This is a genomic window from Xanthomonas dyei, from assembly GCF_002939865.1.
GTDB classification, from domain to species: domain Bacteria; phylum Pseudomonadota; class Gammaproteobacteria; order Xanthomonadales; family Xanthomonadaceae; genus Xanthomonas; species Xanthomonas dyei.
On record NZ_MDEE01000002.1, the window covers coordinates 175,362 to 200,407 of the forward strand.

The following is a 25,046-nucleotide window of genomic DNA, read 5'->3' on the forward strand; positions in this document are numbered from 1 at the left end:
CAGCGCTCGAATGGACTCAACCACTGGTATGGCCTCGATCTATGCTCTGAAAGGACGCTTCCAGGACCTGCTGCGGCCCATGGTCGGCGCGCTGTACCGCGGCGGCATCAGCGCCAACCAGGTGACGCTCATCGCCGCAGCGGTGTCGGTGATGGTGGCCGCGGTGGTCTACCGCGCCGGCGCCAGCTGGCCGCTGCTGTATCTGTTGCTGCCGCTGTGGATGCTGCTGCGCATGGCGCTCAATGCAGTGGATGGCATGTTGGCGCGCGAGTTCGGCCAGCAGTCGCGCCTGGGCGCCTACCTCAACGAGCTGTGCGATGTGGTGGCCGATGCGGCGCTGTACTTGAGTCTGCTCGGCGTGCCCGGCGTGGGCGCGCACTGGCTATGGATCTTTGCGCTGCTGGCGGCGCTGACCGAATACACCGGCGTGCTCGGGCTGATGGTCGGTGCCAGTCGCCGTTACGACGGGCCGATGGGCAAGAGCGACCGCGCCTTCGTGATCGGCGTGGTGGGGGTCGGCCTGGCCTGCGGGCTGCTGGGCGCGCGCGGCGTCTCCTGGGTCGCCATTGCCTTGAGTCTTGCCTGCAGTGCCACGGTGTGGCGGCGGGTGCGCGCCGGGCTGGCCGAGGCAGCGGCGCGCTAACCGACATCGCGACGCGCCGTGCGCTGCCGCGTCTCATTGGCGCTGCACGGCTTTCACTCTTTCTCACTGATTTCAGGATGATCCGATGCGTGATGTCGTAGAGCGCGAATTCGCCAGTTTCGATGGTGCGCAGCTGTTTTATCGGCACTGGCCGGCGCAGCTGGCAGGCGCTGCACCCAAGGCGGTGGTGCTGCTGCATCGCGGGCATGAGCACTCCGGCCGGGTGATGCATCTGGCCGAAGAATTGAATCTGCCCGATGCGCAGTTCTTTGCCTGGGACGCGCGCGGCAATGGCCGCTCGCCGGGCGTGCGCGGCGATGCACCGGGCTTCGATGCACTGGTGCGCGATCTGGACAGCTTCATCGCGCATCTGGGCACCACGCACGGCATCGCGGTGCAGGACATCGCGGTGATCGCGCAGAGCGTGGGCGCGGTGGTCGCGGCCACTTGGGTGCACGATTACGCCCCGCCGCTGCGCGCGTTGGTGCTGGCCTCGCCGGCGTTCAAGGTCAAGTTGTACGTGCCGTTCGCACGGGCCGGGCTGGCGCTGATGCATGCGTTGCGCGGCAATTTCTTCGTCAACAGCTACGTCAAGCCGCAGTGGCTCACCCACGATGCGCAACGCGTGGAAAGCTACCGCACCGACCCGCTGATCACCCGTCCGATCTCGGTGCGCGTGCTGCTGGGTCTGTATGCAGCGGCCGACCGTGTGGTGGCCGATGCGCAGGCGATCACCGTGCCGACGCAACTGCTGGTGTCCGGCTCGGACTTTGTGGTGCATCGCGGCCCGCAGGATCGGTTTTACGAGAACCTGCGCTCGCCGATCAAGCAGCGGCATTGGCTGCCCGGTTTCTTCCACGACACCCTGGGCGAGCGCGACCGCGCGCTGGCCATCGCGCCCATTCGCAGCTTTATCGAAGCGCGTTTCGCACAGCCGCCAGTGCGTGCGGACTTGCGCGATGCGCATCGCGCCGGACCCAGCTTCGAAGAAGCCGAACGGCTGGCCTGGCCGCCGCAACGCAACAGCCTGCAGGACCTGCGCTGGCGCGGCGTGCGTGCCGGGTTGCGTCTGGGCGGCACGTTGTCCGAGGGCATTGCCTTGGGCCTGCAGACCGGCTTCGATTCCGGTAGCACGCTGGATTACATCTACCGTAACCAGGCGCGTGGACGTGGCCCGCTGGGGCGCATGATCGACCGCAATTATCTCGATGCGATCGGCTGGCGTGGCATCCGCATCCGTGGCGCGCATCTGGGCGAACTGCTGCGCGATGCGGCAGGCCGCTTGCGCCAGGCCGGCCAGCCGGTGCGCGTGCTCGATGTTGCTGCGGGGCACGGCCGTTACGTGCTGGAAGCACTGGGAAGCGGTACGCAACGTGCCGATGCCATCGTGCTGCGCGATTTCAGCCCGCTCAACGTCACCCAGGGCGGTGCGCTGATTGGCACGCTCGGCGCCGGCGACATTGCCCGCTTCGAACAAGGCGATGCGTTCGACCCGGCCGCCTTGGCCGCAGTGCAGCCGGCGCCCACCCTGGCGGTGGTGTCGGGGTTGTACGAACTGTTTGCCGACAACGACCAGGTGGCGCGCTCGCTGGCCGGCCTGGCCGCCGCGGTGCAGCCAGGCGGCTATCTGCTCTACACCGGCCAGCCGTGGCATCCGCAGCTGGAATTCATCGCGCGCGCGCTCACCAGTCACCGCGATGGCGTGGCCTGGGTGATGCGCCGCCGCAGCCAGCAGGAGATGGATGCGCTGGTGGAGGCGGCAGGCTTTTGCAAGGTGGCGCAGCGGATCGATGCATTCGGCATCTTCACCGTGTCGATGGCGCAGCGGATCGACGCATGACGCACGGCGCACGCCCGAGCGGTCGTGCCGCGCTGTGGTTGGCGCTCCTGGGGCCGTTTTTCTTCCTCAGTTATGGCCTGACCAATACGCTGGCCGGGCGTGCGGTACAGGTGCCGTCGGTGGTGTTCGGCTGGGAACACGGCATGCCGTTCTGGCCGTGGACCATCGTGCCGTACTGGACGATCGATCTGTTCTACGCCGCCTCGTTCTTCGTCTGCCGGACCCGCCGCGAACTGGATACGCATGCGCTGCGTTTGCTCAGCGCGCAAGTGCTGTGCGTGGCCTGTTTTGTGCTGTGGCCGTTGCGGTACAGCTTCGTGCGCCCGGACACGGACGGTGTGTTCGGCTGGTTGTTCGCCGTGCTGCTGGGCTTCGACAAGCCGTTCAACCAGGCGCCGTCGCTGCACATCGTGTTGCTGGTGGTGCTGTGGGTGCGCTATGCGCAGCATCTGTCCGGTGTGTGGCGCTGGCTGTTGCACGGTTGGTTCGGCTTGATCGGCGTGTCGGTGCTGACCACGTATCAACACCATTTTCTGGATATCCCCACCGGCCTTGCCGCGGGCTGGCTGTGCGTGTGGCTGTGGCCGGAGCGGATCGCCGCACCGTTCGCGCAGGCGCACCTGGCGCGCGATCCGCGGCGTTGGCGTTTGGCCGCGTTGTATCTGGTCGGTGCAGTCGCCAGCGCCGTGGCGGCGTTGTACATCGGCGGCGTCGGGTTGTGGATGCTGTGGGTGAGCCTGTCGCTGGGCCTGGTCGCGCTGAACTATGCAGTGCTTGGCGCGCTCGGCTTCCAGAAACGCGCCGATGGTGGTTTGAGCCTGGCCGCGCGCTGGTTGTATGCACCGTATCTGCTGGCGGCCTGGTGCAACTCGCGGGGATGGACCCGCCGCGACCCGCTGCCGCGTGTGGTCTGCGATGGCGTGTGGCTGGGCCGCATTCCGCTGCCCGGCCAGCGCGCTGCGTTCGCCGCAGTGGTGGACGTCAGTGCGGAGGTATCCTTGTACGCAGCGCGTGCGCACGATCGCACGCTGCCGATGCTGGATCTGGTGGCGCCCACGCCCGCACAGCTACGCGCCGCCGCCGACGTAATCGAATCCGCGCGCGTGCATGGCCCGCTGCTGGTGTGCTGCGCACTGGGCTACTCGCGCAGCGCCGCCAGCGTTGCGACCTGGTTGGTGCGCAGTGGCCGCAGTAACGATGTGGACGCGGCCATCGCGCAACTGCGTACCGCCCGCGCGTCGATCGTGCTGGGCGCACCGCATCGCGCTGCCATCGTGGCGGCGTGCACGGGTCAGCTAGAGCACGACGGCGTGGCCGTGCGGAGCCTCCAATGAATACCTCTCTGATGACCTTTGCAGCCATGCGCGCGGTGTTGCGCCAGGGCGCGGCACTGGACCGGTTCTCGTTGCTGCTGCTGGCCGCCGCCATCGCCTTGCTGGGTGTTGCCGAAGCGCCGCCATCGATACAACTGAGCTTTGCGCTCAGTGCAGCGGCCGGGCTGATGCAACGCTATTGGGCATTGCGCGTCGGCCTGGATGTCGACCTGCTGGAAGGTGTGATCGCGCAGATCGCGCGCGGCAGCGACGAGACACAGGCTGCGCAACAACTCGACACGGCCCTGCATGCCATCGGCCTGCGCGCGACGCTGCCACCCACCCGCGATTGGTCGGCGCGCTGGAGCGGCATGCGCCGCTTGCTGCGCTGGCAACTGGCGAGCGTGGCAGCGCAGTTGCTGTGGATGGTCGCGGCACTGGCACTGCGGGTGTTCGGATGAGCGACACGCGTGTCTCCGGTCAGCCCGAACCGATGCAGGCCACCGCGGCGCAGCTGGCGCTGTGGCAGCGTTTGCAGGCGTACCGCTTCGGCAGCGATGCCGATGCGTTGCCGGCGTTCGTGCGGCGTGTCGCCAAGCAGGCCCACTGCAGCGTGGCGCAGGCGCAGCTGGCGGTGGACGAATACCGACGGTTCTGTTTTCTGGCCTGCAGCGACACCCACGATGTCACGCCCAGCCCCTTGGTCGATCAGGTCTGGCACACCCATCTCACCGATACCCGCGAGTACTGGCAGCAGTTTTGCCCGCAGGTGTTGCAGACCACGCTGCACCATCAGCCCGGACGTGGCGACAGCGACGACGCTGCGCGTTTCCAGACGCAGTATCGGCAGACCCTGGAACGGTACCGCACGCACTTCGGCGGGCCGCCGGCGCAGGTCTGGCCTGCGCCACCGCCGCACTCGGCGCCGAGTGAAGCCACGCCAGCGCAGCACCACGATGCCGAAGCCAGCTTGCGCGCCCTGCGCGGCGAGCCGATGCGCGCGCGGCGCGGTGCCGGCCTCGGCACGCTGCTGGTCTGGGCGGTGGCGACACTGGTGATTGGCGTGGTTGCCGGCAACGGGGAGGCCGCCTCGCCGCTGCACTGGCGCGGCAGCAGTTTTCTGGCGGTGTTTGCGGTGGGCATCGGCCTGGCCTGGTCGGCTTCGGCGTGGTTGCGTCGCCAGTTGCGCAGCATCGGACGCGCCTCGCCGGTGCACGCGGTCGATACGATGGAACTGGCCTGCCTGAGCGGTGGTGCCGGGCGTGTGGCCGATCTGCTGTTTGCCCGCTTGCTGGCCTACGATGCGGTGCATCTGCAGCGCGATGAAGATGCGCAGGCGCGCAAGTGGCTGCATTGCGACCCCACCGTTGCAGTGCCGGCGGCGCTGCAACCGGCACTGCAGTGCGTGCGCGATGGAGAGGATCCGGTGCTGGCATGGCAGACGCTACGCACGCTGGCCGCACCGGTGCAGCAGCGGCTGATCGACAAGGGCTTGCTGCTGGATCGGCGTATGGCGCTGCTGGTGCGCGGGATAAGCGCCGTGCCGGTGGCCGCACTGTGGACCCTGGGCGCGTGCAAGCTGGTGATCGGGCTGCAAGGGGGGTATCCGGTGGGCTATCTGCTGGCGTTGATGGTGCTGGTCAGCATGGTGCTGCTGGGGTTTTTACTGGTGCCGGTGCGCCGCAGCGGGGCCGGCGACGCTCGCCTGCGCGAGCGCAGGTCGAAAGTCCGGCCCGATGCGGCGCGCACTGGCAACGACCCCGGCGAAGCGGTGGCGTTGTACGGCACCGTCGCCTTGGTGGGCACGCCCTGGGTGAGCTACCACACGCTGCGCGCGCCAACGACCAGCACCACCGACAGCAGCGGCAGCAGTTGCGGCGGTGGCGGCGATAGTGGGGGAGACGGTGGCGGTGGATGTGGTGGTTGCGGTGGAGGAGGCGACTGATGCAACGCAAACAGACCCTGTTGCAACGACGCCAGCGCTGGGCACGCGCCTTGCGCGGACGCGGCGCCACGCCCAATGGCGTGTCGTGGGCCGGCATCGCCTTCGCCGCGCTGGCCGCGGTGATGTTCTACATCGCCTTGAGCGCACCGGCGCGCGAAGGCGCCGCCCCCCTGCTGCTGGCCTTGCTCGGCCTGCAGGGGCGGCTGTGGTGCAACCGCCTGGATGGCGTGCTGGCGCGACAGGCGCGGCTGGTGTCGCGCGCCGGCGAGGTCTACAACGATGCGCCGGACCGGCTGTCGGATGTGCTGGTCTGCGTCGGGCTGGGCTACGGCTTGCAGGCCAGCGTGCCGTGGGCCGCGCACCTGGGCTGGGCGGCGGCAGTGTGCTGTGTGGCCACCGCCTACGTGCGCATGCTCGGCCTGGCCTGTGGCACCGCCGAGCCACGGCAGGGGCCGATGGCGCGCGTGCAGCGCATGCACTGGTTGTCGCTGATGACCGTGCTGGCGATGCCGCTGCAGTGGATGGGCCAGCCGCGCAGCGCGGCCTGGGTGTTGATCGGCGCGCTGGCGGTGTTGATCGCCGGTGCGGTGCTGACGGTGGTGCTGCGGTTGCGCATGATCGTGCGCACATTGGAGTGGACATGATTGCCCGTTTGATCGCGCGCGCCTGCAGCGGCGCCATCCGTACCTTGACCGGCGCGCGCGCCTTGTGGCGCGGCTGTGCACCGTCCAACGAGCGCCGCGTGTACTACGGCAACCACGCCAGTCATGGCGATTTCGTGCTGATCTGGTCCTCGTTGCCGGCCAGCCTGCGTCACGAGGTGCGCCCGGTGGCCGCGGCCGATTACTGGCAACGCACCGCGTTGCGGCGCTATCTGATCCATGCGGTGTTCAATGGCGTGCTGGTCGAACGCAACCCGGCGCAACGCACCCGCGACCCGATCCAATGCCTGTGCGACGCGGTGGATGCGGGCGATTCGCTGATCCTGTTTCCCGAAGGCACGCGCAACCCGGACGAAGGCGTGCTGCCGTTCAAGAGCGGGCTGTATCACCTGGCGCGGCAACGCCCGGAACTGGAGTTCGTGCCGGTGTGGATCGACAACCTCAAACGCGTGATGCCCAAGGGCAAGTGGTTGCCGCTGCCGTTGTTGTGCACCACCACGTTTGGCGCACCGTTGCGGCTGGATGCCGATGAAGACAAGGACGCGTTCCTGGCGCGCGCACGCGCGGCGCTGCTGGCGTTGTCGCCGGACCAACTGGAGGCGCGCGCATGAATCCGTATGCCTTCAGTGGGCAGTTGCAGCAGTCCTCGATGCATCAGCAGACGCTGTGGTTATTCAGCGGTATCGCACTGGTGCTGATCATCGCCACGCTGATTTCCGAAACGCTGCGTTGGCGTGCGCGCGAACGCCCGAGCGCGGTGCTGGACAACCTGGTGGCGCGGATCCGTGCGTGGTGGGTCATGGCGGGGGTGGTCGGCATCGCGTTCGTGTTCGGGCGCGCCGGTGTCATCGGCTTGTTCGCACTGGTGTCGTTGTTCGCGCTGCGCGAGTTCATCACTCTGACACCGACGCGGCGCGGCGATTACTACGCGTTGTTGGCCGCGTTCTACATCGTGCTGCCGTGGCAATACGGGCTGGTGTGGACCGGCTGGTACGGCATGTACACGCTGCTGATTCCGGTCTACGCATTCTTGGTGTTGCCGATCCTGGCCACCATCGGCGGCGATACCACGCGCTATCTGGAACGTACTGCCAAGGTGCAGTGGGGCTTGATGATCAGCGTGTTCTGTATCTCGCACGTGCCCGCATTGCTGAATCTGGAAATCCCAGGTTACACCGGGCGCAATCTGTTGTTGATCGCGTTCCTGGTGATCGTGGTGCAGTCGTCGGACGTGTTGCAGTACGTCTGGGGCAAGTTGGCCGGCCGCCATCTGATCGCGCCGAAATTGTCGCCGTCCAAAACGGTGGAAGGCTTCATTGGCGGCGTGCTGTCGGCCAGCCTGCTCGGCATGGCGCTGTGGTGGATCACCCCGTTCGCGCCGTGGCACGCGTTCGTGCTGGCGCTGGTGGCCAATCTGATGGGGTTCTTTGGCGGCCTGGTGATGTCGGCGATCAAACGCGATCGCGGCATCAAGGACTGGGGCCACATGATCGAAGGCCACGGCGGCGTGCTGGATCGGCTGGACTCGGTGTGCTTTGCCGCACCGGTGTTCTTCCATCTGATCCGCTACGGCTGGGCATAACGCTGCCCAAAGACATGGCTCATGTCGCAGGTCAGCGACGCTGCACCGCTCTTGCGATTCCCCAATCCCGATTGCCGATTTACGTCAGCCCGTACTCTTTCAACTTCTTGCGCAAGGTGGCGCGGTGGATGCCCAGCATTGCCGCGGCGCGGCTCTGGTTGCCTTCGCAGTGATTGAGCACTTCGACGAACAACGGGATCTCCATTTCGCGCAGCACGATTTCGTACACATCGTCCGCGTCGCTGCCGTCCAGATCGCGTAGGTAACGGCGAACGGACTGGGCCACGTGTTCGCGCAGCGGCGACTTCGGGGCGCCACGACTGGTGTCAGGACGAGAGGGGGCTGCGTTCAAAGAAAGTTCCCAGTGTCACGAGGCCGGGGCGCGGGCCGGCGAGGGGGAGTGAGTCTAGCGCGTGACCTCATCGCTCGCCACGCCCATGTGGCTATCGGACGAGGTTGTGTCCGCTTAGCGGAAGTCGAAACTGAAGGCAGCGGTACTGGCAGCCGGTTCGCGCACGCGAAATGCCACCTGCACGGCCTGACCCGGCGCCAGCGTGTCGTGCTCGGCTGGCGCCTGGCCCAGGTACTCCTGCGGCGACAGCACCCGGGTGCCGATCACCCGCCCATCGGCATCGGACAGCGACAGCTGCAACCAGGGCCAGGCCTGCGCCCAGGGCGCATCGTTGCGGAAGCTGGCCTGGATCTCCAGCACGCCGGACACGCCCGGCAGCGGGCGCACATCGCGATTGAGCAGGGTCAGCGCGGCCGGTTCGCGCCACGCCGGCAGCGTGCAGCGCACCACCGCACAGGCGCTGGCCACCAGCGGCCGCCAGCGTGCGTCGCCGGCCAGATGCGCACGGTCGGCGATGACGATCTGCAGACCCAGCAACCCGGCCAGCCCGAACAACAGCGCCCACTGCCGCCCGCTGGCGCGCAGCCGCGGGCGGCTGAGCCCGCGGCGCGCGAAGGCAGGCGCTGCCACCGCGGGCACGGGCAAGGGATGCAATTGCGCGGCGTGGGCGCGCGCCTCGCTGGCGGTGTGGCGCTGCGCGTGGGCTGCGATGTCGGTAGCGGACGTGGCGTTGCCGCCGGTATCGAGCGCCTCACTGTCCTGCCGGTCTGCGGCGTCGCGTTCGATGTCTGATGCGGTGTTGGCAGCGGACGCGTATGACGCCTCGTCTGCCGCCTGCCGCTCCACCGGCAGCTGCGGCGCCTCGCGTTCATCGGGCGCGGTTTCCTGCAGCTCTGCGTCGTCTGCAGCAGCGCTGCCATGTTCGCTGGTCAGTGGCGTCGTCTGCGGCAGCGCGGCGTGCGGTGCGACCACGACCGGCGCGCTCGGTGCAGCGACCTCGGGCGCAGACGGCGCCGGCACCGGGTGCAGCACGGGCGCAGCTGGCGTTTCAGCCGCGGGCATCGGCACTACCGGCTCTGCAGGCGCGGTGGCCGGCAGCACCGGCGCTTGAATCAACGTCGGTGCAGGCGGCGTGGCCCGCAGAAAGGTGGCAAGGGGGCGGCGCGGTGGCGGAGTCTCTGACATCGGCAGGCGTGCAGCGGGAAGACCGCTATTCAACCACGTGCGCAGCGATGGGCGAATGTCCGGACGGGGAAGTGCGACGCGTACTCACTGGCGCAGCGCCTTGGCAACGATGCCGCGACGTTACCGAGGAAGACAGATTCACGCAAAACCGCTCTCTGCGGCGCAGCGCCTTGGCAGCGATGCGGCGACGTTACCGAGGACTAGATCCACGGAAGTGGCCGTACGCCCAAGCGAAGCGCCAACACCACCGCAGCTCACGTCACAGCGCAGCAAACCCGCTGTTGCGATTCCCGATTCCCCACTCCCGATTCCCAGCCTCACCGCCTGCGCCGCGTCTTGCCCTCGGCCAGCAACAGATCCAGCAACCCGCTGCGCTGACGCGGTGCCAGGGTGTCGAAGCGGGCCAGCAGTACGCGTTGCTGGTCGTCCAGGCGGCGGTACTGGGCCGGTTCCTCGGCAATGGCCGACACCGGCGGGCCGAACACGCGCTCGCCACGGCCGGTGGCCAGGTATTCGAACGCCATGCCGCTGCGCTTGGCCAGGCCGATCAGGTTCTCCACCGACGGGGCGGTGCCTTCGGCCATTTCCCACTGCGCCACCGCGCTGCGGGTAACGCCCAACTCGCCGGCCAGAGCTTCCTGGGTCAGCTTGGTGAAGCTGCGGGCTTCGCGTACTCGTTCGTACAGCTTGCTCACACGGCACCGGATGGGAGGCAGGCAGGGCCGGGAGATATAGCCCTAGCAGCGCTTGGGGATAGTTCGTATGTCTTTCATATCGGCATATGTTTGCGATACTGTCGCAACGACGTCGAGGATGTGATCGCAGCGAACTCAAGGAGGATGTTCATGGTCGAGCCTGTCACTCCAAAACCTGGCCATCGTGGCCACACACCGCCGCCGCGCGCGCCGTGGCCCGCCCATTCGCCGCTGGATCCGGCGGTCGCGCGGTTTCGCGGAGCGCCCTGCTATCAGGTCTGGCGACGCGAGCAGGACTGGGTCGCCATCGTCGAAGGCGTGCACTGGTCGGCCGCGCTGGCGCCGCGGGTCTGGGCGTTGCGTTATCGGCACTGGCCGTTGCTGGGGGTGGGGGCGACGCTCGCTGGTGTTGCCGCAGGCGTGGCGTTGGCCGGCGCGCACACGTGGTCGGCGGGCGCCTGGATGGCGCTGTTGCTGGCCGAGTTGGGGTTGCGCGTGGGTGCGGCCCGGCAGGCCGGGCGCTGGCGTAATGCGGCGTTACAGCGTGCCGGCTGGCAGGCGGTGACCCGCCTGCGTGCGATCAGCGTGGCCGATGCGGTGACCACTGCGCAGATCCGCGCCGGTCGCCCGCAGCGGTGAGCAAACCACGATCAGCTGCGGCGAACGCCCTCGATGCGCATCCAGTCTTCGTCGCGTTCGCAACGCAGTTGATCGAACCAGGGCGCGTAGCGCTTCAGCAGGTCGTCTTCCTGGCCGTGCAGGATGCCCGACAGGGCAATGCGGCCGCCCGGCGCCACGCGCGCGGCCAGGGTGTCGGCCAGCGCATCCAGCGCCGAGGCAAGGATGTTGGCGACCACCACCGGGTAGGTCTGCACCGGTTCGTCCTGCGGTAGATACACCGCCAGCTGCGTGGCCACGGCATTGCGCTCGGCATTGTCGGCCGTTGCCAACAGCGCCTGCGGGTCGTGGTCCACCCCGACGGCGCTGGCCGCGCCCAGTTTCAGCGCGGCGACCGCCAAAATGCCCGAACCGCAGCCGAAGTCGAGCACGCTGCGGCCTTGCAGCTCGCCGCTGCCGGCCAGGCTGTCCAGCCAGCGCAGGCACAGCGCGGTGGTCTGGTGCGTGCCCGACCCGAACGCCAGGCCCGGATCCAGCCGCACCACGGCGGCCTCCGGCATGTTGGCCTCCTCGGGCAGGTCGTGATTCCACGGCACGATGAAGGTGCGCGCACCGAACTGTATCGGCTTGAACAGATCCATCCAGGCACGTTCCCAGTCGCTGTCCTCGACCATGCGCAGCGCCACCTGGCTCCAGTCCAGCTCCGGGTCGAACGCGTCCAGCGCCGCAAGCACCTCCAGCGCGTCGCTCTCGCCATCGAACAGCGCGGTGAGCACCAGCGCATTCCAGAGCGGCATCTCGCCCACACCGGGCTCCAGGATGGCGCGCTCGTTGCTGGTATCGGCATCGGCATCGAGCAGGGTCACCGCCAGCGCGCCGACCTCCTCCAGCGCGGTCTGGAAGCGGGGCTGGGTGGTATCGGAGCAGGGCAGGGTCAGTTCAAGGAACGGCATCGTGGCAGTCGGCAATCGTCAAGGCTTGCATCGTAGACGATTCGTGCCGGCGGGCTGACACGGTGCCCCAGGCGGGGCGCACGGTTTGGTGGAAGGTGGCGGTCCATGTATCAGGTAGAAACCCGCGAGCGCGCCGGTATCGTGATGTATCCACAGGCGAGACGCGTGCTGGATGCGGCATCCGGATCGTGATGCGACCAGATGCACTCAGCGCGAGCAGCAGACACATCGCACTGAGCGCGCTCGCGCACCGGCTGCCACGCATTCGGTTTGTCAGGTAGAAACCCGCGAGTGCGGCGCCATCGCGACGTGTCCACATGCAATACGTACGCTGCACATCCACCACGACCACGACCAGGACCAGGACCAGGACCAGGACCAGGACCAGGACCAGAATCGCGATGCGGCCAGACATCCGCAGCGCGCACGCAACAGGCGAATCGTACGAAGAGCGCCAAGAAGCGCAGCGAGCGGCTGACAGGCCGATCTGGGCGCCGCGCAGAAACCGGCGTGTACGCGTGGTGCCTGCCGCACCAGCACTGGCCGCGCCCGTTTGGTGGTCCCGTAGTCGTTTTTATCGGTCGCGCTCGCCATCACTGCTGGTATTGCCTGTCGGTACCGCACGCACCGGCCGCGCTCGCTCGCCAGCCGCTGCCTGCACAGCCGGGTGCTAGACTCCGCGCCGTCGCTGCGGGCGTCTTCCGCAGCTGGGTTGCCGCTGTCATGCCGCTTGTCCGTGCCCGCCATCTCTGGCTGTTGCTCGCTCCCGTCGCACTCGCGGCGGCAGCCTGGTGGCAGCTGCGCGCGCAACCGACGGCGCTCGCCATTGCAGCGCCCGCCGCCAGCGCCACTTCCGTGCGCGCCGCTGTTGCAACCCCAGCGCGCCACGCCTCTTCCGAACGCGGCAACGCGCTGCAGCTGCCGTATCGCGATGCGGTGGATGCGCAGCAGGATCTGTATCGCTACGCACAGCAGTTGCAGCAACAGGTGCGTGCCGGCGATGCGCAGGCCGGCTGGCGGTTGAGCCGCGTCTACGATTACTGCGCGCCGTATGCGTCCAGCCCGGCCGGCTACGCCGCAGATAGCGAGTGGATCGCCGCGCACCAGACCCCGGGCGTGGCGGCGATGCATGCCGCGCGCGACCGGGTGGCGCAGCGCTGCGTCGGCTTTGCCCCCGGCGATGGGCTGGGTCCGCGCCTGGTCGCGCAGCAGCGGCTGAGCGCGGCGCGCGGCGGTAGCCTGGCCGCCGAAGCCGCGTTGCTGGCCCTGGGCGAACCGCTGCAGGCAACGCCCACCTACAAGCGCGCGCTGGTGCGCCGTGTGCTGGCCTCGCGCGACCCGGAGGCCTATCTGGCCCTGGCGCCGGCGATGGGTGCGCGTGCCATCGGCGATGACAGTCTGCAAGGGTATGTGGCCGGCGATCAGTTCGCCGAACTCGCCTGGCAGGTGGCCGCATGCCGCCTGGGCCTGGACTGCAGTGCCGACAGCACGTTGGTCACCAGTTATTGCGCCAATGCGGGCATCTGCTCGCGCGAGGGCGCGCAGGATTTTGTGTCGTTCGTATTCGACGCCGCGGTATCGCGGCAGGGAGCAGACAGCGTGGATGAGATGGTCGATCGATTGGTGTCCGATCCGGGAGCACAGTCATGAATTACCGTCGGTTGGCGCATGGCGCCAAGTTCTGGTTCTGGGTGGCATTGTTCGTGGCGTATTCGGCCGCGGCGGTGGGCATCGTGATGATCGATACCGCCGATCACCGCTACCAGCCGCTGTCGATCAAATCGACCACGGTCGGTGCCGACGAGCAGCAGCGACGGCATGGCGCCAGCCAGGTGGCCGCGGTATATCGCGCCAGCAGCGCGATGCCGTTCTCCACCTTGTCGGCGGGCTCGACGTTTCAAGTGGTCTGGCCGGATGGCTCTACCGAAACCATGATGGTGGTGGATCCGTCATCGTCCAGCGGCATCGTGCCGGTGCCGGGCAGCCAGCAGGCGCCTGCGCGGCGTTGAATGGTGTTGCCGACAGCACGGTGGTTCGATCGCTGCGTTATCGTGGCGGCACCGCGCGCATCGCTGGGGATGATCGGTTTTCCACAACGCTGACTCTGCCGATGCCCGTGCGTTTGCGTGGCATGCCAACGCCAAACAGCTCCGCTTGCAGGCAGCGCATGGCCACACACGCTTCCAATCACGTCTTGGTCTACGCAGCACTGTCGCAACACCGCTAATGCAGCGATCGTGCAGACATAACAAAAAAGCCCGGTTTCCCGGGCTTTTTTATTGCCATCGATGACGCTCGCGATCAGGTCAGCGCAATCGACTTGTTCTTGCGCTCGGCCAGGCGTTTTTCCAGGTAGTGGATGTTCTGCCCACCGGCCTGGAAGCCCTTGTCGCGCATGATGCGCTGCTGCAACGGGATGTTGGTCTTGATGCCGTCCACCACCATCTCGCTCAGCGCCACGCGCATGCGCGCGATCGCGGTTTCGCGGTCGGGCCCGTGCACGATCAACTTGCCGATCATCGAGTCGTAGTTCGGCGGCACCTTGTAGCCGGCATAGATGTGCGTATCCACGCGCACACCCGGGCCACCTGGCGGATGGAAGGCGGTGATCAGGCCCGGGTTGGGCATGAAGGTTTCCGGGTCTTCGGCATTGATGCGGCACTCGATCGCATGCCCGCGCAGCACGATGTCGCTCTGCTTGATGCTGAGCTTGTGGCCGGCGGCGATGCGCAGCTGCTCGCACACCAGATCGATACCGGTGATGCGCTCGGTGACCGGGTGCTCCACCTGGATACGGGTGTTCATTTCGATGAAGTAGAAACGCCCGCCTTCGAACAGGAATTCGAAGGTGCCCGCGCCGCGATAACCGATACGGATGCAGGCATCCACGCAAACCTTGCCGATTTCAGCGCGCAGTTCTTCGGTGATGCCCGGTGCCGGCGCTTCTTCCACCACTTTTTGATGGCGGCGCTGCATCGAGCAATCGCGTTCGCCCAGATGGATCGCACCGCCCTGGCCATCGGCGAGCACCTGGATTTCCACGTGACGCGGATTTTCCAGGAACTTCTCCATGTAGACCTGATCGTTGCTGAAAGCGGCCTTGGCTTCGGACTTGGTGGTTTCGATCGCCGCCTTCAACGCCGCTTCCGAATGCACCACGCGCATGCCGCGCCCACCGCCGCCACCGGCAGCTTTGATGATCACCGGGTAGCCGATCTCGCGCGCCACCTTGGTGTTGGCCACGATGTCATCGCCCAACGGGCCGCCCGAGCCGGGCACGCACGGCACGCCGGCGGCCTTCATCGCACGGATCGCTTCCACCTTGTCGCCCATCAGGCGAATGGTGTCGGCCCTGGGGCCGATGAAGATGAAACCGGATTCTTCTACGCGCTCGGCAAAATCGGCGTTTTCCGACAGGAAGCCGTAGCCGGGATGGATGGCCTGCGCATCGGTGACCTCGGCCGCAGCGATCAACGCCGGGATATTGAGGTAACTGTCGCTGGACGCGGCCGGGCCGATGCACACCGACTCATCGGCCATGGCCACGTGCTTGAGGTTGCGGTCGACCGTGGAATGCACCGCGACCGTGCGGATGCCGAGCGTATGGCACGCGCGCAGGATGCGCAGCGCGATTTCGCCTCGGTTGGCAATGACGACTTTATCTAGCATGGGAATAGGGAGTCGGGAATGGGGAATGGGTAGATGCGGGCATCATGGTGCGGCTCCACGTCTGCGTAAGGCATTCATCAATGCGGTGAGCTTGGCGAAGACCTGGTCGACCTGCTGGCTGACGATGTCTTCGTCTTCGGTGTTGCTATAGCCCAGTCGTCCGGCGATCTGGACCTGTGTATCCAGTTCGGAGAGCGAGCCGCGCGCAATCGAGAGAAATCGCGCGTAATCGGGGGTGGAGCGTCTCGCCGCACCTTCGGCGATGTTTGACGGAACGCTGACGGCTGCGCGGCGCAATTGCGCTATCAGGCCGTAGCGCTCCTGCTCGGGAAAGAACTCGGTGAACCGATAGATCATTTCGACAAGCTCCATGGAATCGCGCCACGCCTCAAGACGTTCGTGAGGCCGCTTTGCCGATTCCCGATTCTCCACTCCCGATTCCCGGCCGCTCAGCCAATCACAAACAGCGGCTGATCGAATTCCACCGGCTGACCTGTTTCGCCGAGGATGGCGACGATGGTGCCGGAGACGTCGGCTTCGATCGGGTTGAACATCTTCATCGCCTCGATGATCGCCAGGGTGTCGCCGGCCTTGACCGCCTGGCCCACGGTGACGAAGGCCGGTTTGTCGGGGGAGGGCGAGGTGTAGAACGTGCCGACCATCGGCGCGCGCAGCACATGGCCTTCCGGCAACGCGGCAACCTGCTTTGCGCCGCCGGTGGAGGCTTCGGTGGGCGATTGCATCGGCATGGAGGCCGCTTGCGGCGGCGCGGCGGGGGCCGGTGCGTACTGCTGCATCGGCGCGCTCACCACCTGGGTGCCCTTGGGCACACGCGCCAGACGCACGCTTTCTTCGCCTTCCTTGATCTCGATTTCGGCGAGATTGGATTCTTCGAGCAGGTCGATCAGTTTCTTGATTTTGCGGAGATCCATAAGGGCCTCTTGAGGTGAATCGGTGGAGAGTGTCGGCGGGGTGCCGGCGGAATGGAGTCAGACCGTCGGCGTGGGCGCCGTGGTCGTTGCTGCAGGTGTCATACGTCGCGCTCCAGGCGCGCGATCGCCGCTTCCAGCGCCAGCCGGTAGCTGTCTGCGCCGAAGCCGCAGATCACGCCGTCGGCCTTGTCGCTGAGATAGCTGTGGTGGCGAAACGGCTCGCGCGCATGCGGATTGGACAGATGGATCTCCACGAACGGCAGGCCCACGCCCAGCAGCGCGTCGCGCAGCGCCACCGAGGTGTGGGTGAAGGCGGCCGGGTTGATCAGGATGTAGGCGGTGCCGTCCTCGCGGGCGGCGTGAATCCGCTCCACCAGCACATGCTCGGCGTTGGACTGCAGGCAGGCCAACGTGTGTCCGGCCGCCTGCGCGCGGTCCACCAGGGCCGCATCGATCTGCGCCAGCGTGGTGCGCCCGTAGACCTCCGGCTCGCGGGTGCCGAGCAGATTGAGGTTGGGGCCGTGCAGCAGCAGCAGGTGGGCCATGAGATCCAGCAGAGCGGAAAGGCCAGAAGTCTGCGCGATGTGGGCGATGCTGTCCAGATAGCAGAAGTTATGCGTGTTTTAAACGATTGATTGAAAGTGCCCGGTGGTTGCGGCCAGTGCGAGTGCTGGCGGGCATCCGGGCCGAACAGGTCCGGTTGCGAAGATCTGCCGCCTGCCCTGTGTGCAGTCGCTGCGCATCGTCAGGTATTCAGGCGCGACGCGCTGGTGTGCGGCAATTGGACGATGTGGCCAAGACTGCAGCTCTGCCGGTCTGCATGCCTGCATCCTCCATGGCCGCGCGTCAGGGTTCTGTGCCGGCGGCAGCAATTCGTGGTTCGGGTCTGCGCGCGCTGCCTCCCGCGATGGTCGATCGTCCGGGCGGCATGCTGCGGCAGTGGGCTGGGTGGGGTGTCGAAAGTCCCACCGCCAGCAAGGCCGCTGGTCGCTGCTGGCATGTCTGCGGGACCACCAACGGCAAGCGGATGCTCGCCGTTGGTCGCCGGATCTGCTGGCGCTCCGTAATGGCGGCTCCGCCTATGTCAGTGCAGCGCTCTGCGCAGCCTGGGAGTCGTTGCCGGGATTGGTGTGCCGCCCTGGATGCTTTCGTAGACCACCACATCCTTGCCCGCTTCTCGAAACGCGACTCACCGCGCCGCGCGCAACAACGCATCCTCGGTAATCGCGTTGGTCAGCACCGTGGGCAGGATCGCCGGCGGGGCGCCGGGGCCGTAGACCACATAGAGCGGCACACCGACCGCCTGGTGCTGGTCGAGGAAGGTGCTGATGGCAGGGTCGACATTGGTCCAGTCGCCCTTCATGTAGACCGCATCGACGCGGCGCAGCGCGTCGCGGAATTCGGCGCCGCCCAGCACGTTCTTTTCGTTGGCCTTGCAGGTCACGCACCAGTCGGCGGTCATGTTGACGAACACCACGCGGTTGTCGGCGCGCAGGCGATCCAGCAGTTGCGGCGAAAATGCGACCGCCCCTTCGCTGGCGGCGGTGGCGGCCGGCAGGCGCAGGCGGGTGACGCCCACCACCGGCACGATGGCCAGCACCAGCATCACTGCGGCCAGGCGCATGCCCGTGCGGTTGCTGTTCCAGCGGCTGCGCTCGAAACACCACAGGCCCAACGCCAGCAGGGTGGCGCCGACCAACATCAGCGCCAACGCATCCACACCGCGTTGCTTGCCCAACACCCACAGCAGCCAGATCGCGGTGAGATACATCGGGAACGCCAGCACCTGCTTGAGCGTTTCCATCCACGCGCCGGGCGTGGGCAGGCGCCGCGCCAGCGACGGGATGAAGCCGATCAGCAGGAACGGCAGCGCCAGGCCCAGGCCCAGCGCCAGAAACACCAGCATCGCCAGCGGCGCAGGCGCAGTGAAGGCATAGGCCAGCGCGGTGCCCATGAACGGGGCGATACAGGGGCTGGCGACCACGCAGGCCAGCACGCCGGTGAAAAAGTCGCCCAACGGGCCATTACGCGCGGCCAGCGACTGGCCGATGCCGCCCAGATTGCTGCCCAGCGTGAACACGCCCGACAGGCTCAGGCCCACCGCAAACATCAGATACGCCAGCGCCGCCACAAACCACGGCTGCTGCAGCTGGAAGCCCCAACCGGCCGCCTGGCCGGCCGCACGCAGGGCGATCACCAGCCCGCCGATGGCGGCGAAGGACACCAGCACGCCCAGCGAATACCAGATGGCATGGCTGCGCGCGTGGCTGCGGCTCTCGCCGCTATGCGCCAGGCCCAGCACCTTCAGCGACAGGATCGGCAGCACGCACGGCATCAGGTTCAGCACCAGCCCGCCGAGCAGCGCCAGCGCCAGCATCGCCAGCAGGCCCTTGTCGGTGTGCGGCGGCTGGGTGCGCTGCGAGTTGTCGGCTGCCGCCGTCGGGGCGGGCTGCGTTGTGCTGTCCGGTGCCGTTGCAGGTGCCTCGGGCGGCGCCTGCCCGGCGGCCAGCGGCGAGATCATCAGCGGGGCGGCTTGCGCCTGGTTCTGCGGCGATACCGTGCCGGCCGGCAGGTCCAGCGTCACGCGGCGGGTCATCGGCGGGTAGCAGATGCCATCGGTCTGGCAGCCCTGGAAGGTGGCCACCAGGGTCACGCGCGCCGGGTCGGGATGCTCGCGCAGCAACGGCAAGGTGACTTCGGCCTGGTCGAAATACACCACCACATCGCCGAAATGTTCATCGCGATGGGTCTTGCCCTGCGGCCAGCGCGGCAGCCCGGTGCGCACGCCGCCGCTGCCTTCCACCGCCAGCGAGGTGCGGTCGCGGTAGAGGTAATAGCCGGGTGCCGGAGTGAAGCGCAGCAGCAGGCTGTTGCCGTCGCCGACGATGGCTTCGAAGGTAAAGGCCTGCTCGGCCGGCAGCGGCAGCGCATCCACGCCGGCGGTCTGGCCGGGCGCCCCGAACAGGCGCGGGCCGGGCGCGGTGCGTGGCACCAGTGCGCCCAGATTCTCGCGTTGCGGCGTGGGCGTGGGCGTGGCTGCACCAGCCGCTTGCGCGCCGGGCAGGGCCACGCGGATCTCGCGCCGCTGTGGCGGGTAGCACACCCCGGCGTCGGCGCAGCCCTGGTATTGCACCTGCAATACCGCGGTTTGCAGCGCCGGATCGGTCTTGCCGGCCAGGGTGGCCTGCAGTTGCTTGCGGTAGGTCTGCACCTGGCCGAAGAACTCGTCGTGCTTGCTCTCGCCCTCCGGCAGCGCCAGGTCGCCGGCAGAAAAGCCCTGCCCGGATTTGACGCTGATGCGGTGCCGGTACAGGTAATAGCCCGGCGCGATCTTCCAGGTCAGGCCGATGCTGTCGCGGCCCTCGGCCTGGGCACTGAGCACGAAGGCCTGGTCCACCGGCAGCAGGTCGGCCTCGCTGACCGCCTGCGCGGCCGGCGACACCAGTGCGAGCGAGGCGGCGATGACCGGGGCGGACAACAGTGCGCAGCGGGCGATCCAGCGGGACAAAAACTTCATGGACGTCAGGATTCCTTGCGGGTGTCGGCCCGGACCCAATCGAGATATGCCGGCAACCCGGCACTGGCTTGGACAGCGACCGCCTCCGGCAGTTCATACGGATGCAGCGCCCGCAGCCGCGCGATGGCGTCGGGCAGGCGGTCTTCCCAGGTCTTGATCAGCAACTGCACCTCGGTGCTGCGCGCGATCTCCCCGTTCCAGCGATACAGCGATTGCGCGCCGGGCAGCTGGGTGACGCAAGCGGCCAGCCGTTCGTCGAGCAAGGCATGCGCGATGCGGTCGGCGCTGTCGGCATCCGGGCAGGTGCTGAACAACAAATGGAGGGAAGAGGCGTTCATTCGACCCGGCAGTGTAATCCCCTGACCTGCGGGGGATCGACTGCGCATTCCGGAACAGGGCGTCAACTTCGCTGGATTGGCGCTGCCGGCGGGACCCGTTTCCCCGGCCCGGCATGGCGATGGGTCGGGTTTGCGGGTGCATGACCGCCTGGCGCCGACGCCGGTATTCCCGCCGCACGCACCATCTGCCACCCCGCACTGCAGTGCGGCACCCAACAATGCGATTGGCGACATGCCGCCGGTCGGCTGTCGCCGCCATTGGCGTCGCGCACCCACCGCACGCCGGCCATCTCGGCACGCGCGGAACAACGCTCTAACCACACCGGCCCGACGCAGCACGCGCCGGGCCGGTGGGTCTCAGTTGGCCAGCTGGCAGCTGGCCGGCTTGGCCGAGTTGAACAGGCCGGCGGTGGCCCATTCGGGATGGTCGACGAACGGATTGCGGTTGCCCTGGAAGCTGAAGATCACCTGGTTGCGCGCACGCTCGGCATCGTCGGGCGGGTCGGCCTGGTGCCAGGCCAGCAGCGTCGACAACAGGCCCATGTACGCGGGCGAGGACGAGGTCTGCACGATCCGGCTGCGATCGTCGGTGAGCTCCAGATCCGGTTCGGACTGGCCGGTGGCCGCATCAAGGCCGCCTTCGTAGCGGATCGCCATGTACATCACCGCGCGTGCCATGTCGCCCTTGCGCCGGCCCCACACCTCGAAGGTGCCGCCGTTGCCGTCCGGCGTGCGTACCCAGTTGGAATTGCCCGGATAGCGCCCGCTGCCGCCGCCACTGCCGTCGTTGACCTCGGTCACCCGCTCGCCGCAGCTGCTGGTGCAGGTGGCATAGGGCTTGTTGCCACGGTCGGCGTTGAAGGTGGTGTCGGTCAGATACAGCATGTGGGTATCGGTGTAGGGCGCGTACGGCAGGCCGCGGTCGCCGGTGGCGCTGCCGAAACCCAGCGAGTTGGGCCAGGTGTGCTCGCGGTTGTAGGTCAGGCCGCTGCCGGTGCCGGCCCGGTCGCTGACCTTGGCGTAGCTGCGGTTGCGGTAGGCGTCCAGGATGCGGCCGCTGTTGTTGGGGTCCTCGTCGGCCATCTCCAGGATGGTCCAGGTGCTGGTGCCGGTCCCACTGTAGGGGTAGACCGTGTGGCCGCGAATGGTGGCATTGAGCGAGCAGCGCAGCTGGCTGGGGCTGGTGGTGTTGACCCGCGAGTAGTAGCCGGTGCCGCCGCCGCCGGCCGTCGCCACCGTGAAGGCGATCGACTGATTGGCCGCCGGGCTCAGCCCGCTGGCATCGCGGATGGCGCTGGCGGTGATCGCCAGGGTGCAACGCTCGCCGCCGACCAGTGCGGTGTTGGTGGACAGGGTGAAGCGGGTGCCAGTCGTTGCGTAGCTCAAGGCCACCGTGCCGGAACTGGCGCAACTGAGCGCAAAGGCGCCGCTGCTAAGCGTCACCGCCTCGCTGAAGCCCACCGCCAGATCGCCGGCCGCCGGGAAGCCGCTCGCGCCCTGGGTCGGCGTGGTGCTGGTGATCGTCGGTGCGCCGGTGGTGCCGCCACCGCCGCCGCTGCCGTTGAAGGTCTGGCCGCGGTTGCAGGCGCCGAAGGTCTGCGCCGCCGAACCCGCCCAGCTGAAGTTGGCCGCGGCACTGCCGGTGCCGGTGAGTTGCAGCGAACTGCCGACTGCGCTGCTGTTGCTCTCGCTGACCGGCAGGTTCTGGCTGGTAACGCCGGCTGCCGGGCCGCCGCTACCGGTGATGGCGCCTTCGTAGCTGAGGAACTGCACCAGCTGGCCGCTGGGGTCCACCAATGCCACGCCGTCGTTGGGCCCGTTCTGCACGCCGTTGCTGGCGTAGCTGACGGTGGCAATGCGCACCTGGCTGCCGCAGCTGACCAGGCTGCCGGCCGGTACCGCCGTGTTGGCGTAGCTCACCGCTGCGCTGGGCGCACTGCCGTTGTACAGATAGATCCGGTAGCCGCTCAGCGATTCGCCGGCGGTGGCCACCACTTCCACGCCTTCGCCGGTGTCGCCGGAGGCGCCCGCGTCGTCGTAATGCAGTTCGTTGATGAACACCGCGGCGTGGGCGGTGGGGACGGCCAGGACAATGGCGCAGGCCAGTGGAAGACGACGGAACGGCAACCTCATCGACAGCTCCTTGTGATCGGGGAATGCTGTACGGACTGTAGAGCCTGCGCATGACAAACGATGGAACCTGGTTCCATTTTTAGAGCGGCTGGCACACGGCCCGCATGGCCGGGCGGGCGGCTACTTTCGAACTTCGAAGCGGTAAGTGGGCGGTTGCCTGAAGCGAGCGACGGCAACCGCGCGCGGCGTCCGGCTTTCTGCGCACCACCCACTCCACCCGATGACGGTTCGCTGCGTTTTGTTGTCGCTGCCCGGCCTCCGAACGAGACCGGCCGACGAAAAAATTTTGCGCCCGGCCCTTGAAACCCGCTCGCCCAGCACAATCTCTGGCCCGCACCCGCTCTGTCGGGTTTTTTCCGCGCGCTGTGCTGGCAGTCGTCACATACGAGTGCTAACATCGCCGATAATTTCCAGACCAATCAATCACTTAAGAGGGTCTTATCTATGAGCATCAAGCCGCTTCACGACCGCGTTGTAGTCAAGCCGATCGAAGCCGACGAAGTTTCTGCCGGCGGCATCGTGATCCCGGACTCCGCCAAGGAAAAGTCCACCAAGGGTGAAGTCGTCGCCATCGGCGCCGGCAAGCCCCTGGACAACGGCAGCCTGCGCGCGCCGGTGGTCAAGGTCGGCGACAAGGTCATCTACGGCCAGTACGCCGGCAGCAGCTACAAGTCCGAAGGCGTCGAGTACAAGGTGCTGCGCGAAGACGACATCCTGGCGGTCATCGGCTGATCAGGCGCTATGCGCCGGGAATCGGGAGTTGGGAATCGGGAATTGGCAAAGCGGCTAACGCCCTTCGCCATCCCACCCCGCCCCGATTCACTCTGTTGATCTACCGATTCCCCATTCCCTATTTCCCTATTTCCGGAGTTACATACAAATGGCTGCTAAAGACATTCGTTTCGGTGAAGATGCACGCAACCGCATGGTGCGTGGCGTCAACGTTCTTGCCAATGCCGTCAAGGCGACCCTGGGCCCGAAGGGCCGCAACGTCGTGCTCGAGAAGAGCTTCGGCGCCCCGACCATCACCAAGGACGGCGTCTCCGTCGCCAAGGAAATCGAACTGGCCGACAAGTTCGAGAACATGGGCGCGCAGATGGTGAAGGAAGTCGCGTCGCGCACCAACGACAACGCGGGCGACGGCACCACCACCGCCACCGTGTTGGCTCAGGCCCTGATCCGCGAAGGCGTCAAGGCCGTGGCTGCCGGCATGAACCCGATGGATCTCAAGCGCGGTATCGACCAGGCCGTCAAGGCTGCGGTCGTCGAGCTGAAGAACCTGTCCAAGCCCACCACCGACGACAAGGCAATTGCCCAGGTCGGCACCATCTCGGCCAACTCGGACGAATCGATCGGCAACATCATTGCCGAAGCGATGAAGAAGGTCGGCAAGGAAGGCGTGATCACGGTTGAAGAAGGTTCGGGCCTGGAAAACGAGCTGGACGTGGTCGAGGGCATGCAGTTCGATCGCGGCTACCTCTCCCCGTACTTCATCAACAACCAGCAGAGCCAGTCGGCCGATCTGGACGACCCGTTCATCCTGCTGCACGACAAGAAGATCTCCAACGTGCGCGACCTGCTGCCCGTGCTGGAAGGCGTGGCCAAGGCCGGCAAGCCGTTGCTGATCGTCGCTGAAGAAGTCGAAGGCGAAGCGCTGGCGACCCTGGTGGTCAACACCATCCGCGGCATCGTCAAGGTCGTGGCCGTCAAGGCACCGGGCTTCGGCGACCGTCGCAAGGCGATGCTGGAAGACATGGCCGTGCTGACCGGCGGCACCGTGATCTCCGAGGAAGTGGGTCTGGCGCTGGAGAAGGCCACGATCAAGGACCTGGGCCGTGCGAAGAAGGTGCAGGTCTCCAAGGAGAACACCATCATCATCGACGGCGCTGGCGATTCGGCCGCGATCGAGTCGCGCGTCGGCCAGATCAAGACCCAGATCGAAGACATCTCGTCCGATTACGACCGTGAGAAGCTGCAGGAACGCGTGGCCAAGCTGGCCGGTGGCGTTGCAGTGATCAAGGTCGGCGCATCGACCGAAATCGAAATGAAGGAAAAGAAGGCGCGCGTCGAAGACGCCCTGCACGCTACCCGTGCAGCCGTCGAAGAAGGCGTGGTCCCGGGCGGCGGTGTGGCCCTGGTGCGTGCGCTGGTGGCCGTCGGTAACCTGACCGGTGCCAACGAAGACCAGACCCACGGTATCCAGATCGCCCTGCGCGCCATGGAAGCACCGCTGCGCGAGATCGTGGCCAATGCCGGCGAAGAGCCGTCCGTGATCCTGAACAAGGTCAAGGAAGGTACCGGCAACTACGGCTACAACGCCGCCAACGGCGAGTTCGGCGACATGGTCGAATTCGGCATCCTGGACCCGACCAAGGTCACTCGTTCGGCGCTGCAGAACGCAGCCTCGATCGCCGGCCTGATGATCACCACCGAAGCCATGGTGGCCGATACGCCGAAGAAGGACGAGCCGGCAATGCCCGGCGGCGGTGGCATGGGCGGCATGGGCGGCATGGATTTCTGATCCAGCCGGCTCACGCCGACACGCAACACCGCAGTCAGAAGGAGCCCCGCAGCGATGCGGGGCTCTTTTTTTGCGTGCACCGCGACGGTCATTGCGCTTGCATCACGATGCGCTATCAGCGGCGCACCTACCGCCAGGCGCAGGAGCC

Annotated in this window: 24 protein-coding genes; 13 read left to right on the forward strand and 11 right to left on the reverse strand. The window is 67.1% G+C overall.

What is annotated here, in order from left to right:
- Positions 1 to 28 precede the first annotated feature (28 nt).
- The 8 genes from XdyCFBP7245_RS03370 to XdyCFBP7245_RS03405 all read left to right on the forward strand — a co-directional run bounded on the left by XdyCFBP7245_RS03370 (position 29) and on the right by XdyCFBP7245_RS03405 (position 7,985).
- Positions 29 to 643 carry a CDP-alcohol phosphatidyltransferase family protein gene (locus XdyCFBP7245_RS03370; RefSeq protein WP_104614385.1) on the forward strand — a complete coding sequence of 205 codons (615 nt, stop codon included), beginning with the start codon at positions 29 to 31 and terminating at the stop codon, positions 641 to 643.
- Between the two features lie 85 nt (positions 644 to 728).
- Complete coding sequence (locus XdyCFBP7245_RS03375) at positions 729 to 2,483, forward strand: bifunctional alpha/beta hydrolase/class I SAM-dependent methyltransferase (RefSeq protein ID WP_104614386.1); 1,755 nt, start codon at positions 729 to 731, stop codon at positions 2,481 to 2,483.
- On the forward strand, positions 2,480 to 3,817 hold the full coding sequence (locus XdyCFBP7245_RS03380) for a phosphatase PAP2/dual specificity phosphatase family protein (RefSeq protein WP_104614387.1): 1,338 nt from the start codon (positions 2,480 to 2,482) through the stop codon (positions 3,815 to 3,817). The genes XdyCFBP7245_RS03375 and XdyCFBP7245_RS03380 overlap by 4 nt, the downstream gene beginning before the upstream one ends.
- The gene (locus tag XdyCFBP7245_RS03385) at positions 3,814 to 4,257 is read left to right on the forward strand and encodes a hypothetical protein (RefSeq protein WP_104614388.1); all 444 of its coding nucleotides are present in this window, start codon (positions 3,814 to 3,816) and stop codon (positions 4,255 to 4,257) included. Before XdyCFBP7245_RS03380 ends, XdyCFBP7245_RS03385 begins: the two co-directional genes overlap by 4 nt.
- Entirely contained in the window at positions 4,254 to 5,741 is a 1,488-nt protein-coding gene (locus tag XdyCFBP7245_RS03390) for a TIGR04222 domain-containing membrane protein (protein ID WP_104614389.1), read from the forward strand. Before XdyCFBP7245_RS03385 ends, XdyCFBP7245_RS03390 begins: the two co-directional genes overlap by 4 nt.
- Complete coding sequence (locus XdyCFBP7245_RS03395) at positions 5,741 to 6,385, forward strand: CDP-alcohol phosphatidyltransferase family protein (protein ID WP_104614390.1); 645 nt, start codon at positions 5,741 to 5,743, stop codon at positions 6,383 to 6,385. The genes XdyCFBP7245_RS03390 and XdyCFBP7245_RS03395 overlap by 1 nt, the downstream gene beginning before the upstream one ends.
- Positions 6,382 to 7,014, forward strand: coding sequence for a lysophospholipid acyltransferase family protein (locus XdyCFBP7245_RS03400; RefSeq protein WP_104614391.1), 633 nt, complete (start codon positions 6,382 to 6,384; stop codon positions 7,012 to 7,014). The genes XdyCFBP7245_RS03395 and XdyCFBP7245_RS03400 overlap by 4 nt, the downstream gene beginning before the upstream one ends.
- Positions 7,011 to 7,985 carry a phosphatidate cytidylyltransferase gene (locus XdyCFBP7245_RS03405; protein ID WP_170068482.1) on the forward strand — a complete coding sequence of 325 codons (975 nt, stop codon included), beginning with the start codon at positions 7,011 to 7,013 and terminating at the stop codon, positions 7,983 to 7,985. Before XdyCFBP7245_RS03400 ends, XdyCFBP7245_RS03405 begins: the two co-directional genes overlap by 4 nt.
- A gap of 79 nt (positions 7,986 to 8,064) precedes the next feature.
- On the opposite strand, the gene fis is transcribed toward XdyCFBP7245_RS03405, so the two are convergent.
- From fis to XdyCFBP7245_RS03420, 3 genes are all read right to left on the reverse strand, one after another.
- A complete protein-coding gene (gene fis, locus XdyCFBP7245_RS03410; protein ID WP_002804983.1) occupies positions 8,065 to 8,337 on the reverse strand; it encodes a DNA-binding transcriptional regulator Fis in 273 nt (90 codons plus the stop codon).
- 114 nt (positions 8,338 to 8,451) lie between these two features.
- Positions 8,452 to 9,522: a DUF3426 domain-containing protein gene (locus XdyCFBP7245_RS03415; protein ID WP_104614451.1), complete on the reverse strand. Its 1,071-nt coding sequence runs from the start codon at positions 9,520 to 9,522 to the stop codon at positions 8,452 to 8,454.
- A gap of 317 nt (positions 9,523 to 9,839) precedes the next feature.
- A complete protein-coding gene (locus XdyCFBP7245_RS03420) occupies positions 9,840 to 10,217 on the reverse strand; it encodes a helix-turn-helix transcriptional regulator (protein ID WP_005997552.1) in 378 nt (125 codons plus the stop codon).
- Positions 10,218 to 10,361: 144 nt separating this feature from the next.
- On the opposite strand from XdyCFBP7245_RS03420, the gene XdyCFBP7245_RS03425 reads away from it, so the two are divergent.
- Entirely contained in the window at positions 10,362 to 10,856 is a 495-nt protein-coding gene (locus tag XdyCFBP7245_RS03425; RefSeq protein ID WP_104614392.1) for a hypothetical protein, read from the forward strand.
- A gap of 11 nt (positions 10,857 to 10,867) precedes the next feature.
- On the opposite strand, the gene prmA is transcribed toward XdyCFBP7245_RS03425, so the two are convergent.
- Positions 10,868 to 11,788, reverse strand: a complete 921-nt coding sequence (gene prmA / locus XdyCFBP7245_RS03430; RefSeq protein ID WP_104614393.1) for a 50S ribosomal protein L11 methyltransferase — start codon at positions 11,786 to 11,788, stop codon at positions 10,868 to 10,870.
- Between the two features lie 723 nt (positions 11,789 to 12,511).
- Between prmA and XdyCFBP7245_RS03440 the strand changes: the two genes are divergently transcribed.
- Positions 12,512 to 13,438 (forward strand): hypothetical protein, encoded by a 927-nt coding sequence (locus XdyCFBP7245_RS03440; RefSeq protein WP_104614395.1) that lies wholly within the window; start codon positions 12,512 to 12,514, stop codon positions 13,436 to 13,438.
- Positions 13,435 to 13,797, forward strand: a complete 363-nt coding sequence (locus XdyCFBP7245_RS03445; protein ID WP_104614396.1) for a hypothetical protein — start codon at positions 13,435 to 13,437, stop codon at positions 13,795 to 13,797. Before XdyCFBP7245_RS03440 ends, XdyCFBP7245_RS03445 begins: the two co-directional genes overlap by 4 nt.
- A gap of 292 nt (positions 13,798 to 14,089) precedes the next feature.
- Here the strand turns inward: XdyCFBP7245_RS03445 and accC are convergent, their stop codons facing one another.
- The 7 genes from accC to XdyCFBP7245_RS03480 form a co-directional block, all read right to left on the reverse strand.
- Positions 14,090 to 15,457 (reverse strand): acetyl-CoA carboxylase biotin carboxylase subunit, encoded by a 1,368-nt coding sequence (gene accC, locus XdyCFBP7245_RS03450; protein ID WP_055853158.1) that lies wholly within the window; start codon positions 15,455 to 15,457, stop codon positions 14,090 to 14,092.
- 42 nt (positions 15,458 to 15,499) lie between these two features.
- Positions 15,500 to 15,829 carry a four helix bundle protein gene (locus XdyCFBP7245_RS03455; protein WP_236699304.1) on the reverse strand — a complete coding sequence of 110 codons (330 nt, stop codon included), beginning with the start codon at positions 15,827 to 15,829 and terminating at the stop codon, positions 15,500 to 15,502.
- Between the two features lie 77 nt (positions 15,830 to 15,906).
- Positions 15,907 to 16,389, reverse strand: a complete 483-nt coding sequence (accB, locus tag XdyCFBP7245_RS03460; RefSeq protein WP_104614397.1) for an acetyl-CoA carboxylase biotin carboxyl carrier protein — start codon at positions 16,387 to 16,389, stop codon at positions 15,907 to 15,909.
- 98 nt (positions 16,390 to 16,487) lie between these two features.
- Positions 16,488 to 16,934, reverse strand: a complete 447-nt coding sequence (aroQ, locus tag XdyCFBP7245_RS03465; protein ID WP_104614398.1) for a type II 3-dehydroquinate dehydratase — start codon at positions 16,932 to 16,934, stop codon at positions 16,488 to 16,490.
- A gap of 644 nt (positions 16,935 to 17,578) precedes the next feature.
- On the reverse strand, positions 17,579 to 19,906 hold the full coding sequence (locus tag XdyCFBP7245_RS03470; protein WP_104614399.1) for a protein-disulfide reductase DsbD family protein: 2,328 nt from the start codon (positions 19,904 to 19,906) through the stop codon (positions 17,579 to 17,581).
- Between the two features lie 5 nt (positions 19,907 to 19,911).
- The gene (cutA, locus tag XdyCFBP7245_RS03475; RefSeq protein ID WP_104614400.1) at positions 19,912 to 20,244 is read right to left on the reverse strand and encodes a divalent-cation tolerance protein CutA; all 333 of its coding nucleotides are present in this window, start codon (positions 20,242 to 20,244) and stop codon (positions 19,912 to 19,914) included.
- 357 nt (positions 20,245 to 20,601) lie between these two features.
- A complete protein-coding gene (locus XdyCFBP7245_RS03480) occupies positions 20,602 to 22,377 on the reverse strand; it encodes an endonuclease (RefSeq protein ID WP_104614401.1) in 1,776 nt (591 codons plus the stop codon).
- A gap of 444 nt (positions 22,378 to 22,821) precedes the next feature.
- Between XdyCFBP7245_RS03480 and XdyCFBP7245_RS03485 the strand changes: the two genes are divergently transcribed.
- Positions 22,822 to 23,109 (forward strand): co-chaperone GroES, encoded by a 288-nt coding sequence (locus XdyCFBP7245_RS03485; protein ID WP_003483210.1) that lies wholly within the window; start codon positions 22,822 to 22,824, stop codon positions 23,107 to 23,109.
- Between the two features lie 148 nt (positions 23,110 to 23,257).
- Positions 23,258 to 24,898 (forward strand): chaperonin GroEL, encoded by a 1,641-nt coding sequence (gene groL, locus XdyCFBP7245_RS03490; RefSeq protein WP_104614402.1) that lies wholly within the window; start codon positions 23,258 to 23,260, stop codon positions 24,896 to 24,898.
- The last annotated feature ends 148 nt before the right edge of the window (positions 24,899 to 25,046 follow it).

Coding starts and splice junctions, on each gene's coding strand:
- XdyCFBP7245_RS03480 (WP_104614401.1), bottom strand. CDS start 22,377: ATGAGGTTGCCGTTCCGTCGTCTTCCACTGGCCTGCGCCATTGTCCTG.
- XdyCFBP7245_RS03375 (WP_104614386.1), top strand. CDS start 729: ATGCGTGATGTCGTAGAGCGCGAATTCGCCAGTTTCGATGGTGCGCAG.
- XdyCFBP7245_RS03385 (WP_104614388.1), top strand. CDS start 3,814: ATGAATACCTCTCTGATGACCTTTGCAGCCATGCGCGCGGTGTTGCGC.
- XdyCFBP7245_RS03395 (WP_104614390.1), top strand. CDS start 5,741: ATGCAACGCAAACAGACCCTGTTGCAACGACGCCAGCGCTGGGCACGC.
- prmA (WP_104614393.1), bottom strand. CDS start 11,788: ATGCCGTTCCTTGAACTGACCCTGCCCTGCTCCGATACCACCCAGCCC.
- XdyCFBP7245_RS03405 (WP_170068482.1), top strand. CDS start 7,011: ATGAATCCGTATGCCTTCAGTGGGCAGTTGCAGCAGTCCTCGATGCAT.
- XdyCFBP7245_RS03445 (WP_104614396.1), top strand. CDS start 13,435: ATGAATTACCGTCGGTTGGCGCATGGCGCCAAGTTCTGGTTCTGGGTG.
- groL (WP_104614402.1), top strand. CDS start 23,258: ATGGCTGCTAAAGACATTCGTTTCGGTGAAGATGCACGCAACCGCATG.
- XdyCFBP7245_RS03440 (WP_104614395.1), top strand. CDS start 12,512: ATGCCGCTTGTCCGTGCCCGCCATCTCTGGCTGTTGCTCGCTCCCGTC.
- XdyCFBP7245_RS03425 (WP_104614392.1), top strand. CDS start 10,362: ATGTTCATGGTCGAGCCTGTCACTCCAAAACCTGGCCATCGTGGCCAC.
- XdyCFBP7245_RS03415 (WP_104614451.1), bottom strand. CDS start 9,522: ATGTCAGAGACTCCGCCACCGCGCCGCCCCCTTGCCACCTTTCTGCGG.
- XdyCFBP7245_RS03455 (WP_236699304.1), bottom strand. CDS start 15,829: ATGGAGCTTGTCGAAATGATCTATCGGTTCACCGAGTTCTTTCCCGAG.
- accC (WP_055853158.1), bottom strand. CDS start 15,457: ATGCTAGATAAAGTCGTCATTGCCAACCGAGGCGAAATCGCGCTGCGC.
- accB (WP_104614397.1), bottom strand. CDS start 16,389: ATGGATCTCCGCAAAATCAAGAAACTGATCGACCTGCTCGAAGAATCC.
- XdyCFBP7245_RS03400 (WP_104614391.1), top strand. CDS start 6,382: ATGATTGCCCGTTTGATCGCGCGCGCCTGCAGCGGCGCCATCCGTACC.
- XdyCFBP7245_RS03390 (WP_104614389.1), top strand. CDS start 4,254: ATGAGCGACACGCGTGTCTCCGGTCAGCCCGAACCGATGCAGGCCACC.
- XdyCFBP7245_RS03470 (WP_104614399.1), bottom strand. CDS start 19,906: ATGAAGTTTTTGTCCCGCTGGATCGCCCGCTGCGCACTGTTGTCCGCC.
- XdyCFBP7245_RS03380 (WP_104614387.1), top strand. CDS start 2,480: ATGACGCACGGCGCACGCCCGAGCGGTCGTGCCGCGCTGTGGTTGGCG.
- XdyCFBP7245_RS03485 (WP_003483210.1), top strand. CDS start 22,822: ATGAGCATCAAGCCGCTTCACGACCGCGTTGTAGTCAAGCCGATCGAA.
- cutA (WP_104614400.1), bottom strand. CDS start 20,244: ATGAACGCCTCTTCCCTCCATTTGTTGTTCAGCACCTGCCCGGATGCC.
- aroQ (WP_104614398.1), bottom strand. CDS start 16,934: ATGGCCCACCTGCTGCTGCTGCACGGCCCCAACCTCAATCTGCTCGGC.
- XdyCFBP7245_RS03370 (WP_104614385.1), top strand. CDS start 29: ATGGCCTCGATCTATGCTCTGAAAGGACGCTTCCAGGACCTGCTGCGG.